This window comes from Hymenobacter cellulosilyticus (assembly GCF_022919215.1).
In the GTDB taxonomy this organism is placed as follows: domain Bacteria; phylum Bacteroidota; class Bacteroidia; order Cytophagales; family Hymenobacteraceae; genus Hymenobacter; species Hymenobacter cellulosilyticus.
The window spans coordinates 1,349,526-1,364,323 of the sequence record NZ_CP095046.1 but is presented as its reverse complement, the minus strand read 5'-3'; the positions used below and the strand labels follow the sequence as shown (position 1 = coordinate 1,364,323).

The 14,798-nt window shown below is 59.4% G+C and carries 16 protein-coding genes; 7 read left to right on the top strand and 9 right to left on the bottom strand.

All coding sequences use genetic code 11. The features are described from left to right. The first annotated feature begins 156 nt into the window (after positions 1 to 156). A complete protein-coding gene (locus MUN79_RS06745) occupies positions 157 to 2,208 on the top strand; it encodes a M13 family metallopeptidase (protein ID WP_244676971.1) in 2,052 nt (683 codons plus the stop codon). A gap of 192 nt (positions 2,209 to 2,400) precedes the next feature. On the opposite strand, the gene MUN79_RS06740 is transcribed toward MUN79_RS06745, so the two are convergent. Then, positions 2,401 to 2,733: a nuclear transport factor 2 family protein gene (locus tag MUN79_RS06740; protein WP_375378241.1), complete on the bottom strand. Its 333-nt coding sequence runs from the start codon at positions 2,731 to 2,733 to the stop codon at positions 2,401 to 2,403. Beyond that, positions 2,730 to 2,870 carry a nuclear transport factor 2-like protein gene (locus MUN79_RS06735; protein ID WP_244676969.1) on the bottom strand — a complete coding sequence of 47 codons (141 nt, stop codon included), beginning with the start codon at positions 2,868 to 2,870 and terminating at the stop codon, positions 2,730 to 2,732. Before MUN79_RS06735 ends, MUN79_RS06740 begins: the two co-directional genes overlap by 4 nt. Positions 2,871 to 3,038: 168 nt before the next feature. Here MUN79_RS06735 and MUN79_RS06730 point away from each other — a divergent pair, with 168 nt between their 5' ends. Next, entirely contained in the window at positions 3,039 to 3,239 is a 201-nt protein-coding gene (locus tag MUN79_RS06730) for a DUF2807 domain-containing protein (RefSeq protein WP_244676968.1), read from the top strand. A gap of 17 nt (positions 3,240 to 3,256) precedes the next feature. Further along, positions 3,257 to 3,739 (top strand): GIN domain-containing protein, encoded by a 483-nt coding sequence (locus tag MUN79_RS06725; protein WP_244676967.1) that lies wholly within the window; start codon positions 3,257 to 3,259, stop codon positions 3,737 to 3,739. A 75-nt stretch (positions 3,740 to 3,814) separates the two neighbouring features. On the opposite strand, the gene MUN79_RS06720 is transcribed toward MUN79_RS06725, so the two are convergent. Then, positions 3,815 to 5,416, bottom strand: coding sequence for a T9SS type A sorting domain-containing protein (locus MUN79_RS06720; protein WP_244676966.1), 1,602 nt, complete (start codon positions 5,414 to 5,416; stop codon positions 3,815 to 3,817). A gap of 53 nt (positions 5,417 to 5,469) precedes the next feature. Next, positions 5,470 to 6,630 (bottom strand): PA14 domain-containing protein, encoded by a 1,161-nt coding sequence (locus MUN79_RS06715; RefSeq protein WP_244676965.1) that lies wholly within the window; start codon positions 6,628 to 6,630, stop codon positions 5,470 to 5,472. Positions 6,631 to 7,072: 442 nt separating this feature from the next. Between MUN79_RS06715 and MUN79_RS06710 the strand changes: the two genes are divergently transcribed. After that, positions 7,073 to 8,068, top strand: coding sequence for a DUF3667 domain-containing protein (locus tag MUN79_RS06710; RefSeq protein ID WP_244676964.1), 996 nt, complete (start codon positions 7,073 to 7,075; stop codon positions 8,066 to 8,068). A gap of 14 nt (positions 8,069 to 8,082) precedes the next feature. Here the strand turns inward: MUN79_RS06710 and MUN79_RS06705 are convergent, their stop codons facing one another. After that, the gene (locus MUN79_RS06705; RefSeq protein WP_244676963.1) at positions 8,083 to 8,661 is read right to left on the bottom strand and encodes a hypothetical protein; all 579 of its coding nucleotides are present in this window, start codon (positions 8,659 to 8,661) and stop codon (positions 8,083 to 8,085) included. Between the two features lie 162 nt (positions 8,662 to 8,823). On the opposite strand from MUN79_RS06705, the gene MUN79_RS06700 reads away from it, so the two are divergent. Further along, a complete protein-coding gene (locus MUN79_RS06700; protein WP_244676962.1) occupies positions 8,824 to 9,771 on the top strand; it encodes a 3-oxoacyl-ACP synthase III family protein in 948 nt (315 codons plus the stop codon). 12 nt (positions 9,772 to 9,783) lie between these two features. Here MUN79_RS06700 and MUN79_RS06695 read toward each other — a convergent pair whose 3' ends face one another. The 4 genes from MUN79_RS06695 to MUN79_RS06680 all read right to left on the bottom strand — a co-directional run bounded on the left by MUN79_RS06695 (position 9,784) and on the right by MUN79_RS06680 (position 12,914). Next, positions 9,784 to 10,344 carry a T9SS type A sorting domain-containing protein gene (locus MUN79_RS06695; RefSeq protein WP_244676961.1) on the bottom strand — a complete coding sequence of 187 codons (561 nt, stop codon included), beginning with the start codon at positions 10,342 to 10,344 and terminating at the stop codon, positions 9,784 to 9,786. Next, complete coding sequence (locus MUN79_RS06690; protein ID WP_244676960.1) at positions 10,326 to 10,994, bottom strand: matrixin family metalloprotease; 669 nt, start codon at positions 10,992 to 10,994, stop codon at positions 10,326 to 10,328. Before MUN79_RS06690 ends, MUN79_RS06695 begins: the two co-directional genes overlap by 19 nt. Positions 10,995 to 11,008: 14 nt before the next feature. Then, positions 11,009 to 11,887, bottom strand: a complete 879-nt coding sequence (locus MUN79_RS06685; protein ID WP_244676959.1) for an IPT/TIG domain-containing protein — start codon at positions 11,885 to 11,887, stop codon at positions 11,009 to 11,011. 112 nt (positions 11,888 to 11,999) lie between these two features. After that, entirely contained in the window at positions 12,000 to 12,914 is a 915-nt protein-coding gene (locus tag MUN79_RS06680) for a DUF72 domain-containing protein (protein ID WP_244676958.1), read from the bottom strand. 386 nt (positions 12,915 to 13,300) lie between these two features. On the opposite strand from MUN79_RS06680, the gene MUN79_RS06675 reads away from it, so the two are divergent. Together MUN79_RS06675 and MUN79_RS06670 are read left to right on the top strand one after the other, a co-directional pair. Further along, positions 13,301 to 14,089, top strand: coding sequence for a septal ring lytic transglycosylase RlpA family protein (locus MUN79_RS06675; RefSeq protein ID WP_244676957.1), 789 nt, complete (start codon positions 13,301 to 13,303; stop codon positions 14,087 to 14,089). Between the two features lie 102 nt (positions 14,090 to 14,191). After that, a complete protein-coding gene (locus MUN79_RS06670; protein ID WP_244676956.1) occupies positions 14,192 to 14,791 on the top strand; it encodes an outer membrane beta-barrel protein in 600 nt (199 codons plus the stop codon). The last annotated feature ends 7 nt before the right edge of the window (positions 14,792 to 14,798 follow it).

Here is a 14,798-nt window from a genome sequence, read left to right as displayed (position 1 = left end):
AACAGTAACGGTCGGTTTGGGAGCCGCCTCATGTACGCAGAAGCCGCAGGAAAAGGAAAAGTCAGCTGATCTGCAACTCCCGAGAAGCTGCTTAGTCCATTATGCTAACAGAATATTACCTTCGGCTTCCCTTCCTTCTTTCTTATCTACCGCTCTATGAATAAAGCCTCTGCGCTCCGCAATTGGCTCCTGATGGGTGTGGCCGCGGCCGGCCTCGCCAGCTGCAATTCCGGCAATCAAGCCGGCGCCAACCAGCCCGACTTATTGCAGGCCAACCTCGACACCACCGTGCGCCCCGGAGACGATTTTTTCACCTACGCCAACGGCGGCTGGCTGAAAAAGCACCCCATTCCGGCTTCGGAAAGCTCCTGGGGCATCGGCAAGGAAGTGCAGAACGAGGTGTACGCCCGCCTGCGCGCCCTCAACGAGGAAGCCGCCAAGGCCAACGCCGCAGCCGGCACGAGCCAGCAGAAAATCGGCGACTTTTGGGCCACCGGCCTCGACTCCGCTGCCATCGACAAGCAGGGCATTGCGCCCTTGAAGCCCGAGCTGGACCGGATTGCCGCCATTAAGTCGGTGGCCGATGTGCAGAGCGTGGTGGCTCGCCACAAGGTACTGGGCGTCAATTCCCTCATCGGCCTCTACGTGGGGCAGGACGCCAAGAACAGCGACAAAATGGCCCTGCACCTCTACCAGGCGGGCCTGGGCTTGCCTAACCGCGACTATTACTTCAACAAGGACTCGCGCACGAGCAATATCCGCAAGGAATACGTGCGCCACGTGGGCCATATGCTGCAACTCACCGGCCAGGATTCCGTCACGGCCCAGCGCCACGCCGCTCAAATTATGCAGCTCGAAACCCAGCTGGCCGGCTCCTCGCGCAAGCTGGAAGATTTGCGCGACCCGTACGCCAACTATAACAAGCGCGCCGTGGCCGACCTGAGCAAACTCACGCCCGGCCTCGACTGGAAACCCTGGCTGGCCCAGATGGAGCTCAAAACCGACACGGTTATCGTGGGGCAGCCCGAGTTTTACCAGAAAGCTGGGCAACTGCTCAAATCGGTGCCGCTCGACCAGTGGCAGGCCTACCTGCAGTGGCACCTGGTGAATGCCTTTGCCGGTCAGCTCAGCCGCCCCATTGATGACGAGCATTTCCGCTTCTACGGCACCGTACTGCAGGGCAGCAAGCAGCAGCGGGCCCGCTGGAAGCGGGTACTGGATGAGGAAGAAAGCGGCATGGGCGAAATCCTGGGCCAGCTGTTCGTGAAGGAGTACTTCACGCCCGAAACCAAGGCCCGCTACGCCAAAATCACGGAAAACGTGGTGGCCTCCTTCCGGGAGCATATTCAGGCCCTGGACTGGATGAGCGACTCGACCAAGCAGAAAGCCCTGGTGAAGCTCACCAAGATTACGCCCAAAGTAGGTTACCCCGACAAGTGGCGCGACTATTCCACCCTGGAAATCAAGCGCGACTCTTACCTGGCCAATGTGATGCGGGCCAATGAGTGGCAGTACCGCTATAACATCAACAAGCTGGGCAAGCCCGTGGACCGCACCGAGTGGGACATGACGCCCCAGACCTACAACGCCTACTACAACCCCTCCAACAACGAAATCGTGTTGCCAGCCGCCATCTTCGCCATTCCCGGCCTGGAGGATAAAAACGCCGACGACGCCATCATCTACGGCTACGCCGGGGCCAGCACCATCGGCCACGAGCTCACCCACGGCTTCGACGACGAAGGCAGCCAGTTCGACGAGAAGGGCAACCTGCGCAACTGGTGGAGCAAAAAGGACCGCGCCGCCTTCCAGCAGCGCGTCAACGGCATCGTGCGCCAGTTCAACGGCTACACCGTGCTGGATTCCTTGCACATCAACGGCAAGGCCACGGCCGGCGAGAATATTGCCGACCTGGGCGGCATCGTCATTGCCTTCGATGCTTTCAAAAAGACCGAGCAGTACAAGAAGGGCGAGAAAATCGGGGGCCTTACTCCCACCCAGCGCTACTTCTTAGGCTATGCCCTGGGCTGGCAAAACCACCAGCGCAACGAGGTACTGGCCCAGCGCATCCTCACCGACGTGCACTCCCCGGCCCAGTACCGCGTCAATGGCCCCTTCGCCGACGTGCCCGAGTTCTACGAAGCCTTCCAGGTGAAAGAAGGCCAGAAGCTCTGGCGCCCCGACAGCGCCCGGGTTAAAATCTGGTAGAATTCCCAGCTATTCGAATTTACCAGTCATTGCGAGGAGGTACGACGAAGCAATCCGTCCTCTACTCGTGACAAACGCTCTTTTACCAGAAAGCCCTGACGGTAGTGTAACGTCAGGGCTTTTCACATTAGAGAACTCAGTACATTTCAGAGGACGGATTGCTTCGTCGTCCCTCCTCGCAATGACAACTATTTAGACTCCGCGGGAAGCCTTGAACTGCGCTAGTCCTTCGGCGGCCGACTTCCGCACTTTCTGCTGCAAAAAAGGCGTCCAGCCCAGTAGCCAGCCGATGGGTCCCAGCGCCTGCCGACTCCAGCGCCAGAAGTTGAAATGGTCGTGGTGGTTCAGGATTTTGCCGTCCTTGAAGGTGAAGCGGGCATTGATGTGGTTGTGCACGCGCCGCTTGGTTTGGGAGAAAGAGTAATGGGCATCCCACACGGCCCGTCCCCCGTTTTCGTCAGCCTGCAGGTGGTTGTAAGTCAGTTGCATATCCTTACCCCGCTCGATAAGCATGCGCCACATCAGCCCGATATCGGCACCCCGGAGGGAAAAGGCAGCATCGTCGAAGGTGGCCTCGGGTGGTAACAGGAAGCCATGGCGGCATGGTCGCGGCGCTGAAAGCTTTGGTAGAAACGGTGTAGCAGTTCTTCGTGCGGGTGCATAGTGGCCAGGTAGCAAAAATAGGAAGGGCCTAAAGGTGGAGATTTTACCTCAACTCTCTGCTACCTTTCCCAAACCTCGGACTGCTTCCTATCTGGCCCAGGCAACGGCTACCGTGCTCGGTGCATCTTGCCAATCATACCTACTAGTTCACCTAGCAATCAATGCCAATGAAAACGTTTCGCCTCTTGTTATCGGGCTTGTTAGTAGCCGTTGCGATTTTGTTTCACGTAGTGCCAGCCCGGGCAGCCGGCCGCGAAGTGCGGGAAGTAGCAGCCTTTACCGAAATCAGTTTGGCCAACTCGGCTACGGTAGTTGTTACCCAAGGCAGCCCGCAGAAGGTGGAAGTGGAAGGCTCCCCGAAGACCTAAGCCGCCTGGAAACGACTGTGAGCAACAGCAAGCTACGGATTGGCATCACGCCAGGACTCAAAAATCCTAGCTTCGGCAAGATGACGGTGTACATCACCGTACCAACTATCAACAGTCTGGCCGTAAGCGGCTCGGGCACACTCCGGACCGGCAGCATCCAGGCCAGCAATCTGCAGTTGGCGGTCAGCGGCTCGGGGCGGCTGGAGGTTAGCACCCTGCAGGCTACCGAGCTGCACTCCACCGTTTCGGGTTCGGGCACTATCAGCGCGGCCGGTGCCAGTCCTACGCATTCGGTTAGCATCAGCGGCTCGGGCACGGTCAAGGCCGACGACCTGCGCTCCGAGAGCGGCAAGGTCAGCATCAGCGGCTCGGGCAACTGCCGCTTGAACGTAACCGGCAGCCTCGACGCCAGCCTGCGGGGCTCGGGCAACGTGTTCGTGACTGGCAACCCCACTATCAACAGCAAAACCGTGGGCAGCGGGCGGGTCCGGCGGGGCTAATGCCACTTGCTACTTACAGCAAAAAGCCGGTTACTCTCCACGAGAACCGGCTTTTTGCTGTAAGTAGCGGCGTTGTTATTCGATTACGACCTTCTGCGTGGCCACGCCGGTGGCCGAGCTGAGTCGCAGCTGATACAGGCCGACTGCCAGGCCGGGCACTTTCAGGTCGTATTCGGCAATGGCGGCGGCTGGCAACTGCTGCCGATATACCACCTGCCCCTGCATGTTCACCAATTCGAGTTGAGCCGGCTCGGCAGTGATTTGCTGCACCCGCACCGAGAAGCTGCCCCGGTTAGGGTTAGGAAACACCGCCGCTGTCAGGGCATTGGGTTTGCTTACCTGCACCACCACCACGGCCGAGAAAGACTCTTTGCCATCTTTATCAATCTGGCGCAGGCGGTAGTAGCTCAGGCCCGGCAGCGGAGCTCGGTCGGTGAGGCGGTAGGTCTGGGCCTGAGTGCTGTTGCCCAGGGCCGGGCGGCTTTCCACCGTTTCAAAAACCGCTCCGTTGCGGGAGCGTTCCACTACGTACTTCAGGCTGTTTACTTCCTGAGCTGTAGCCCACTCGATGTTCACATAGCTGCCGCTGGGAGTAGCCTCAAACCGTACCAGCTTCACGGGCAGCGGCTGGCCCGTGAACGCGCTGCAGGTAATGCCGCCGGGCAACGGCTGCCGGGCGATGCCCGGGCCTTCATATTCCAGTACCAGCTGGTTGGCGCCCGTGTCTTCCCCAAACAGCACCACAAAGTCGTGCAGGCCAGCGGCCAGCGTCAGCGTTACCGATTCCGTCGTGGGCTTGTGCCGCTTGCCGTTGTTGATGGCCGCCTGACCGATCCGCAGGGGCGACATGCGCGCCGCGTTATCCAGCCACAGGTAAGAAGCATCGTCGGAAGTCAGGTAGAAAGTATACGAGCCGGCCGTGGGCAGGGAGATACTGCCCCGGTAGCGGGCACTGTAGTGGTCCGGGTCAAGCAGGGTGTTGTCGGCCGGCGGCAGCACGTTGCCCCAGCCGTCGTCGGTAGTATAGTTCAACCCCGGTTCCAGGCGCGTAATCAGGGGCGTGTTGGTTTCGAAGAAGGTCGGGTCATCATCGAAATAACCCGTGTAATACTCCCCGTAGAGGCCGGCCGTGGGCGGACTGCCGTTCGGGGCATTTTTCGCGCAGCCGGCCGGCGGGGCCGGAGCCACCGTAAACACAAAGGCATCCTGGAAGGTAGCGTTGCCTCCGGCATTGGTCACGGCCACATCCACGCTGTAGGTTCCCAGCGGCACGGTGCCATCCACGGCCAGGCGTCCGTTGTCGGTGTTGATGGTAATACCGGCGGGCAAGGCCGGCGCGTTGGCAATAACAAAGGCCGCTATGGCGCTGGAAGAAGCCAGCTCCGGCAACGATGATACGCCGGTGGTACCCTCTACCCGGGCTGCCATGTGGGGCGAGTAGGCCAGATTGGAAGCCACGGGCCGCTCAGGCTGAATGCCGGTACACAGAATGCCGGTGGGTACCAGTTGCCGCGTCAGGCCTGGCCCCTGGTATTCCAGCACCAGGGTACTGCTGCCGGTAGCGTCGCCGTAGAGCAGCAGTATATTGTGCAGGCCCGCCGTCAGATACACGTTGGCCGCCCGGGTTTCGGGCCGGTGCAGGCCCCCGTTGTCGATGGTTACGTTGGTCAGACTCACGGGGGAAGCCAGAGCCGCATTGTCCAGCCATAGGTAAGAAGCGTCGTCGGAAGTCAGAAAGAAGGTGTAGAGGCCCGGGGTGCCAATGCGCAGACTGCCCGCATCCGGGCGCTAAACTCGTCGGGGTCATTGGCGGTGCCGTCGCCGGCCACACCGGTCAGGCTGCCAAAGCTGTCTTCCCCACTAAAGTCGATTACCGGCTCCGTTCGGCTCAGACCCGGAGCGGCGCTGAAAAAGCCTGGGGAATTGTTGAAATACCCGGTAAAATACTCTGCGTACAGCCCGGAGGTGGGGCTATTGCCGGCCGGGTCGAGGCCGCTGCAGCCCGGCGGCGTACCCACAATCACGTCCACGGTCAGCGCGTTGCGAAACGTACTGGTACCATGGGCATTGGTCACGGCTACTTCCAGGTTGTAGGTACCCAGGGGCGTATTGTCGGCCATAGAAACGACTCCGGTAGTGGGCTCGATGGTGATACCCGCTACGGCCGGGCCCACCAGGGCGTAAGAGGTTACGGCCGAGCCGCCATCGGCCACGGTGGGAGCCGTGGAAGTTCTCCGGCTACCCACAAAAGCCTGCAACGTGGTCGGGAAGTACGCCAAAGACTGGGGCGGACGGGGCATTTGGGTGGCCGTGCAAAACATACTGGCGGGCACCGGCTGCCGGGCAATACCGGGCCCCGCATACTCGAGGATCAGCGTATTGTCGCCATCGGCTTCCCCATAATGAATCAGCAGGCTGTGCGGACCGGCGGTGAGCGTCACGGTTCGGGACACTTCCTCCGGGGCGTGGAAGCCGCCGTTGTCAATGGTTGCCGCGGCCGGATTGGCGGGCAGGGCCACGGCGGCTCCGTCCAACCACAGGTAGGAAGCGTCGTCGGAGGTCAGAAAGAAGGTGTACTGGCCCGCAACCGGAATGATAATACTGCCGCGCAGCCGCAGACTAAAGTTGTCCGGGTCATTCACGGGTCCGGTTGCCACGGCAGTCAGGTCGCCGAAGCTGGTGTTGGTGGTGAAGTTAACTTCGGGCTCGACGCGCGTGATTACGGGCGCAAGGGCATTGTTGGTAAAGAAGGAAAAATCGGTGTTGAAGAAGCCCCGGTAGTATTCCGCGTACAGGCCCGCTCCGGCAGGCGTTCCACCTGGGTCGCTACCTGGACAAGAACTTGGCTGGGCCCAGCCCGTAATACTCGCCAATAAGCTCAACAGCAACATACTACCTGAGCACAGCAAGCGAGAAGCAGAAACAAGAGTAAACGACAAGTTCATACTTTTGCTTTATATAGTCCAACAAAAAGGCGGTATATCAAAGCTAACCGTTTTATAATTATTTGCAAGTTTTTTATTTTTATTTGCATTAAATAAACTCCTAAGCAATTGATTCCATGCTCCCTGATAGCTGGTTTCACGTGTTGATTTTTTCCGTTGGTCTACTTCCCAGCCTGCTTACATCCCGGATTATTGCCCTTTATATATATTATAATTCTATTATTTAAAATCCTGCGAACTGCAGGAGCCAACAGGTTCCTGTCCAATATTTAAGCAGCTAGCAGCGGGCATACTTTGCAAATGAGGCCGGGCCGTACTGGCTATTCCAGAACTGCGCTGTTTATTTGTGAATACCTATATGCTGCCGCTCGTGCAGCCCTGTCTGCTTATGGCTCATTCGCACTCCAAGCTACCCGCCTGCGCCAATTGCGGCTACTCTTTCCAAGCCGAGCAGCCCGATGAGTTCTGCCCCCAGTGCGGGCAGCAAAACCAGGAAGTCAGCCTTTCGCTGGGCCACGTCACGGAGGAGTTTCTGGAAGGAATCTTCCACTTCGACAGCAAGGTATTTCGCACGGCCAAGCTGCTACTGTTCAAGCCCGGGGAGCTGACCAAACGTTTTTTGCAGGGGCACCGCATGCCCTACGTGCCGCCCATCCGGCTGTATATCTTTATCAGCTTCGTTTTCTTTTTTCTGTTGTCGCTCAGCATCACGCCCAGCTCTACCCGTCCGTCCAAAGAGCTGATTAAGGACGCTGACCTGCGCGCGGCTGCCGATTCGGTACGCCGCAATACCAACCAGTCCGACATCCTCGTTCTGGACGGCGACAGTCCGATGAACACCATCCTGGGCATGGGCTTCAGCCAGGCCGACCTGCTTAAGCTGAGTCAGGACCTTACCCCAGCCCGGATTGACTCGGCCATTCGCAGCCGGGGCGTTGAGCCCACGTTTATGCGCAAGCTGGCCTTGCGCCAAACGGTGCGTACTATGAATCTTTCGCCGGAGGATATAACACGCAAGTGGCTCAAGAACCTGCCCATTCTGATGTTCATTCTGATGCCGCTGTTTGCCCTGCTGCTCAAGGGCTTATACCTGCGCCAGCGCCAGTTTTACCTTTCCCACCTGATCTTCTCCATCCACTTCCACTGCTTCGTGTTCGTGCTGTTCATTCTGAACCTGGTTCTGAGCCGGTTTAGCGGCGGTGACTGGCTGGAGCTGGCCCTGATGGTACTGCCGGCGGTGTATTTCTTCCTGGCTTTGCGCAACAATTTTGGCCAGTCGGTACCGAAAACCCTGGCCAAGGTGCTGCTAATGATGACTACTTACGGCGTGGTGCTAACAGCCAGCATTGTGCTGTCAGTAATCGTGAGCGTGCTGCTGCTGTAGCCGCCGGGGTTGGCTTAGAAGTCGAACAGGCCCCGGCGCTCGGTCGTTTTTTCCTTTTTGCGGGGCTTATTCTTCTTGTCCTTGTCGCCGCCCAGGATACCGTCGAACAGGCCGGTTTTCTTTTCTTTCACGAATACGTAGCGCACCGAAAAGGCGGTAGGAAACCGCGCCCAGTCGGCCGAGTTGAATTCCACGCTGGGCTTAAAGTCGAAAGACAGCACCAGCGGGAAAAAGGCCACTTTGTACTCGGCCCCCACGATGCCGTCGAAGCCGCCGAAAGCGCCATCATCCTTGTGGTTGCCCAGGTGGCCGCCGGCGCCGAGGTAGTAGTTGAGGCTGGGCCCCAGAATGCCGAAGTGCCGCTCGGCCAGCACCGTGCCCGAAAACTCCCGGGTGCCCACCACACCAATGCCTTCGAGAGTTACTTTGTCCAGAATTTTATGCTGCACGGTCACGCCGTAGTTGCCGGCTCCCAGCCGGAAGCCCGCCGCCGTCCGGTATTTCTGGGCCTGCGCCGCCGGAACACACAACAGGTAGGCCGCAGCCAACACGGCGCCGCTGAGGCAGCGCGAAAAGGCAGATGAAAAAGTCATAATCTTTATGGGAACTACTACAAACTCAGGCCAACGATTAAGCGTTTGAACGCGCAGAGGTTTCCCAAAGTACGCGCCTACCCGGCAAATAGTCCATTTTTGCACTGCTTGGCGTACCTTGCGGCCTCTTTCACCTGTCTTCCTACGTTTCTTTTTCCACCCGTGTACATTCATCAGGTGGCGGCCTATCTGCCCGCCCAAGTCATTACCAACGAGCACTTCACACGTTTGAACGGCCTGTCGCACGAGTGGATTATTGAACGGACGGGGATTCGGGAACGGCGCAAGGCGGCCGTGGGGGAAAATACCAACACCATGGCCATCGAAGCCACCGAACGGGTGCTGGCCGACACTCCCCTGTTTCCCGCCGCCGCCGTGGACCTCATCGTGGGTGCTACTTACACGCCCCACGACACCATCTTTACGCTGGCCCACGCCGTGCAGCGCGCCATTGGCGTCACGGACATTCCGGTAGTTAGTATTTCGTCGGCCTGCTCGTCGCTGCTCAACGCCATTGAAATTGTGGAAGGCTACTTTGCCATGGGCAAAGCCAGCCGCGCCCTGGTGGTAGTATCGGAGCACAACACGGCCTACAACAACGAAGAAGACACCGTAGCCGGCCACCTCTGGGGCGACGGGTCCTCGGCCCTGCTCATCAGCAAGGAGCGCCTGGCCCCCACCGACCTGCTCGTGCGGGACCTGATTACGGCCGGGGCCGGCGGCATCGGCAAAGCCAACGAAGCCGTAACCCTGACGCCGGTAGCCAAGGGAATTATCATGCCCTACGGCAAGGACGTGTTTATCCACGCCTGCCAGTACATGGCCCGGGTAACCGAGCAGATTCTGGAACGCAACCGCCTGACCACCGCCGACCTCGACTGGCTGATTCCGCACCAGGCCAACCTGCGCATTACCCGCAACGTGCTGCAAACCTTGGGCCTGCCCGAGGAGCGGGCCGTGTCCAACATCGACCGGCTGGGCAACACGGGCTGTGCCGGCGCGGCCATTGCCTTATCAGAGCAGCTAGACCAGATCAAGGCTGGGGAGCGGGTAATTATTACCGTGTTTGGCGGCGGCTACTCCTACGGAGCCATGTTGCTGGAGCGCTAAAAGCCCGGCCTACTAGTTGCCGAGCTTCACGAAGTTGGTTGCTCCCGAGTTGCCGGCATCGTCGCGCCAGCGCAGCACGTACCAGCCCGGCCGCAGAGCTTCTATGTTGATAGAAAGCGTATTGGTACCGGCCCGGCTGGTAATACCCTGAGGCTCATACCGGCGCCCAACGGCATCGTAGATAAACAGGGACAAACTGCCCTCACTAGGGCTGGTAAACAGGAATTGGAGCCGGCTTCCGGTTACCGGGTTGGGAAAAATCTGCAGGGCCTCGCGGCTCACGGAGTTATCCTGCACCAGCAGCGGGGCCGTGTTGTCGAAGCTTCCATCGGGGCGGCGCACCCGCAGACGGTAGTAACTCAGGCCCGGCAGCGGCTGCGCATCTACTACGCGGTACGCGTTGGTGGCAACTCCGGCGGCTACCGTGCTCACGGTCTGCCAGGCGGTAGTATCGGCGGCCCGCTGTACTACGAAGCTGTTTACAAAACACTCCGCCCGCGTGGTCCATGTTATTTCGGCCCCCGTCCCACTCACGGCCGCGACATTTAGTTTGGTCAGCGGAGCCGGCAGCATGGGCGAGGGGCCGCAGCCAGCGCCCGGAAAGCTGCGGGTGCGCAGCACAAACCGCCCCCGGTCTGGTCGTTGGCCGTCAGGGTACGGTTAGAGCGGCCCTGATTTACGCCATAATACATGACGGCCGCCGCCGTAATCACGTGGCCTAATTGCTGGGCGTGGCCCAGCTCGTGCAGCACTACGGTTTCAAAGTCAAACTGCGTTAAGCTGGGCAGCGCGGGGCCATACTGCCAGTTCACGCCGTCGTCGAACTGCATGTCGATTTCACTCACCTGGAAGCTGATGCTGCCGTTGGCATTGATACAGCCCTTGTAGTAGCTCGTGGTGCGGCCCAACACCCGGTCGGGTAGCTCGCTGCCTTTATCGAAGCCTACTGAGTTTTCGCCGTCGGAGCCCGTGGTAGTTGTGGTGCGTGGGGCACCGATGGTCCAGTTCACCCCGGTTCGGCAGCGCCAGCCCGCTTCCAGGGCCCGCTCGAAAGCAGCTCTTGCGGGCTGATTAGTAACAAAGTTCGGCTCGAAGCGGAAGGTGTAGCCGCCTTCCCCGTTCTGATTGATGTGGTTAGGCCGCAAGATGGTAGAGGAACCCTGCACCTGCACGTTGGTAGCAGCGTAAGGCACAATCAGCGGGGTGCCGCTTAGGCTTTGCAAGCCCCCGGCCGTCGTTACGCGCAGCGTGCCCGAGCCCGCCGGATTGCCCGTAGAGCTATACGACGGTACCCGTACCCGTATCTGGGTATCAGTCCAGCTGAGGTAATCGGAGGGTTGGGCCTGCACAAAAGATACTCCCCGTCGTCGGCGTTGCGAAACTCGACCTTGCCGGTGCCCTGCGAAGCACCGAAGCCGGAGCCGCCAATGGTCAGCACGCCTTCCACCCCGGCCGGTATTGCGGTTGGACTCAACGAGCTAATCACCGGGGCCTGCCCCTTCGCGGCTTCCACGGGCTGACTGCGGCGCAACTGGGCCTGTTGCAGCGCCGGATTAGGCTGGAGCACCCGCCGCGGCTGCCCTAAGGCGGCCGTCAGCTCGTCGTAGAAGTCGGCGCCGATGAGTGGATAGCTACGGAAAGGCTCAGAGGCCGAAGCATCGGTGAGGTGGTAGCGGATAAAGCCCTGCTCACTGGCATAGGGCGCCCAGAAAGCCGCTCCGGTACCCGCAAAAGTAGCTGGCCGCAGAAAAAATACACCTTGTTCACCGGCCTGCAGCCGTAGCGTGTTGGTTAGGCGCTGCTCCTCCAGCTCCACCCGGCCACCCTCGGTGAGGATAGTAAGCTGGGCCGGGGCCGAGCCTTTGAGCACGCTATACACCCGAATCTGATGGGCCGTGTAGATACGCTGGTGGCGGGTATCCCAGAAGCTGCGGGCATCAAGTACCTCGCCTTCTACCACCAGCCCCGCCTGCCGGGCCCGTTCGGCCGGCACTATGGGCAGCAGCAGGCAATGCCCGGCCGGCTCCTCTACTTGGGCCCACCCCGGCGCGGCGGGCAGGCACGACAATACCAACAAGCCGGCGGCAAACCGGCGAAGAGTACTCCAAGGCTTCATAAACCAGCGGTAAGGCAGCAGAACAAACGTCTTAGCCCAAGGTACGTTAATTCACGAAGTCCGGACGGTAGGCCGCCCCAGGAATTCTGCGGCCGGCTTGGCTGGCGGAAGCTTAAAACAAGCTCCCCTGCACCGGCTGCGGAATAATATGCGGCGGCGGTACTTCCAAGCCGGTTAGGGCGTGCAGCTTCTCGATGAAAAACTGCGCCCAGAGCGGGGAGTGCATGATGTCTTTCTGGTGAATAAAGAAGTACACCGTGTGCAGCCCGGCCTGCAGCCAGCCCGCAATCCGCTCGGCCCAGGCCGTGGCGCGCTCGTAGTCGCTGCCAACGAGGCCGTGCCCATTGAAGCGGATAAAGGCCACGGGGGTGGTCAGGCGCTGGTGCAGCACGTCGCGGCGGCCGGCCACGTCGGTCAGCACCAGGGTTTTGCCCAGGGCTTCGAGCATGGCAAACACCGCGTCACGCTGCCTCGCGTTGGTGTACCAGGCCGGGTGGCGCAGCTCCACAGCCAGGGGCACGTAGTCGGGAAAGTCGAGCAGGTAACGCTCCAGCCGGGGCAGATGCTCGGGGCCAAAGGTGGGCGGCAGCTGCAAAAACGCCATTCCCAGCCGCTCGTCCAGCCCGCTGATGGAGCGGCAGAAGGTCGTCGTCAGTTCGTCGGCGTTGTAGAGCTCCCGCTCGTGGCTGATGCTTTGGGGCAGCTTGGGACAGAAGCGGAAGCTGCCGGGCACCGCGTCGCGCCATTTGCGCACGGTGGGCGCGTCCGGAATCCGGTAGTGGGTTGTGTTCAGCTCGATGCTGTTGAACTGCCGGGCGTAGTGGTGCAGGTAGTCGGGGTCCTTGATACCGGCCGGAAAATACGAGCCCAGCCAGGCCTTATTCGTCCAGATCGGACACCCTATATATATACGGGGCGTAACCGGCCCGGCCGCCTGCGCCCGGGCCAGCACCGCCGCCGTGTCGGGGTGGTCGGGTGGGAGGCGAAAATCAACGTAGCGCAGGTCGGAAAGGCGGCCAAAATCCATGGGGCAAAGTACGGCAAAAGCCAGCAACCAGCCGGCTTACACCCTTAGGGAAATTCCGGGACATGTGCAACACGGCTCCGAAGATAGCTGAGCAGTGAATGCCAAAATTTTTTTACCGGCGCATAGTCTTATTTCTAACGGCATTCGCCAACCCTCCATTAATAGTGCAAAATCCGCCTCAATGAAACACAATCGGTGATTTTCGGCCTTTTGAGGCAATTAATTAAATGCAAATTTTGTCAAAAAAACACAATGTAGCCCGGTGATGGTTGACTAATGGCGTTGGAATCGGTTAGGCAGTATGGAATCCTCTTCTAGCTTTGTTATGCTCACCAACCAGCAAACGAATGAAGTTGATACCGACACGACTGCATGTTTCCGGCTTGATGATGGCCCTGCTTTTTGCATTGTTCACGGCCCTCCCTCAAGCAGCCCGGGCTACGCGTTTTGAAGAAGAAAAACCGGCCTCGGCCTCGGCTTCCCGCTCCGTAGTGATGCGCGGCCGGGCCTCCTGGTACGGACGCGAGCATCAGGGTCACCGGACCAGCAACGGCGAACGGTTTGACCGCTTTAAGTATACCTGCGCTCATAAAACCCTGCCCTTCGGCACCAAGCTCCGCGTAACCAACCCCACCAACGGCAAGTCCGTGGTAGTACGGGTGTCCGACCGGGGCCCTTTCCGCCACGAGCGGATTCTGGACCTCTCGGAGGTAGCGGCCCGCCCCCTGGACATCGTGCGCCGCGGCGCCGTATCGGTAGTGGCTGAGGTAGTACCCAGCGACACGCCCCTGGGCCCGACGGATGCGCCCGAAAACCTGGCCGCCTTGGCCTCCGACTCGGCTGTAGCCACGCTGGCTGCGGTTACGACCCTGACCGACGTAGTGGCCGGCGCCACCGAAGCCGCCGATGTGGTAGTAGTGCCCGCCCCGGCGCCGACCTTCGTGGTCCAGGCCGGTACCTTCGGCGACCCGCGCAACGCCCAGAACGTGCAAGCTAAAATTCAGGCCCTGGACGAAAAGCTGACCGTGACCATTGCCGAAAGCACCCAGAACGGTAAGCCCTACAACCGGGTTATCGTGGGCCAATTTGCCGACAAGGCCGAGGCCGAAGCCGTAAAGCTACGCCTCAAGGAGCTAGGCATTGCAGGCATGGTGCGGCAGGCCGAGAACTTGTAGCTCCGCAATAATTTTTCCGTTGAAACAGTTAAAAGGCCACGCTATGTGGCCTTTTTTGTTTTGTTTCGCCTCACATTACTCTTGTTTCAACCTTCCATTTTCATGAAAAAGTTATTCGCTACCAGTGTCTTATTAGCCGCTGCAACCACTGTCTTTGCTCAAACCGAGAAAGGCAGCCTGATGGTAGGGACCAGCCTTTCCCAACTTTCCTACAATACTGCCCGAGGCGGATACGCCAAGGAATTTTCCATTGGCATTACCCCTACAGTCGGCTTTTTTGTTGTGAACCGTTTAGCCCTGGGAGCGGAAGTAAATCTGGCTTACTCCCTGCTTCGCTACAAGGACTACGCAAGTACGAAATCAAATGTGTTTGATTATCGGGTAGCGCCATTTGCCCGCTACTACGTCGTAGAGGCCGAGAAGCACAAATTTTTTGGCCAGGCGTCGTATGGCATTACAGGCTTTACGGCGCGCACAACTGATGAATTGCAGAACAGCTTTGAGCGAAAAAGCAAAGGTGATTACCGCACTCTGGGTGTGAGCGTGGGTTACGATTATTTTATCTCACCTATGGTAGCCTTAGAAGTACAACCGTACTACCGCCGCAACAGTACCCAGTTGCAAGGCACCGGCATCAATAACTGGGGTATATCTGTTGGCTTCCAGATTTTCTTCCCGAAAACGGCCGCTGCCGCGCAATAATCGTTTT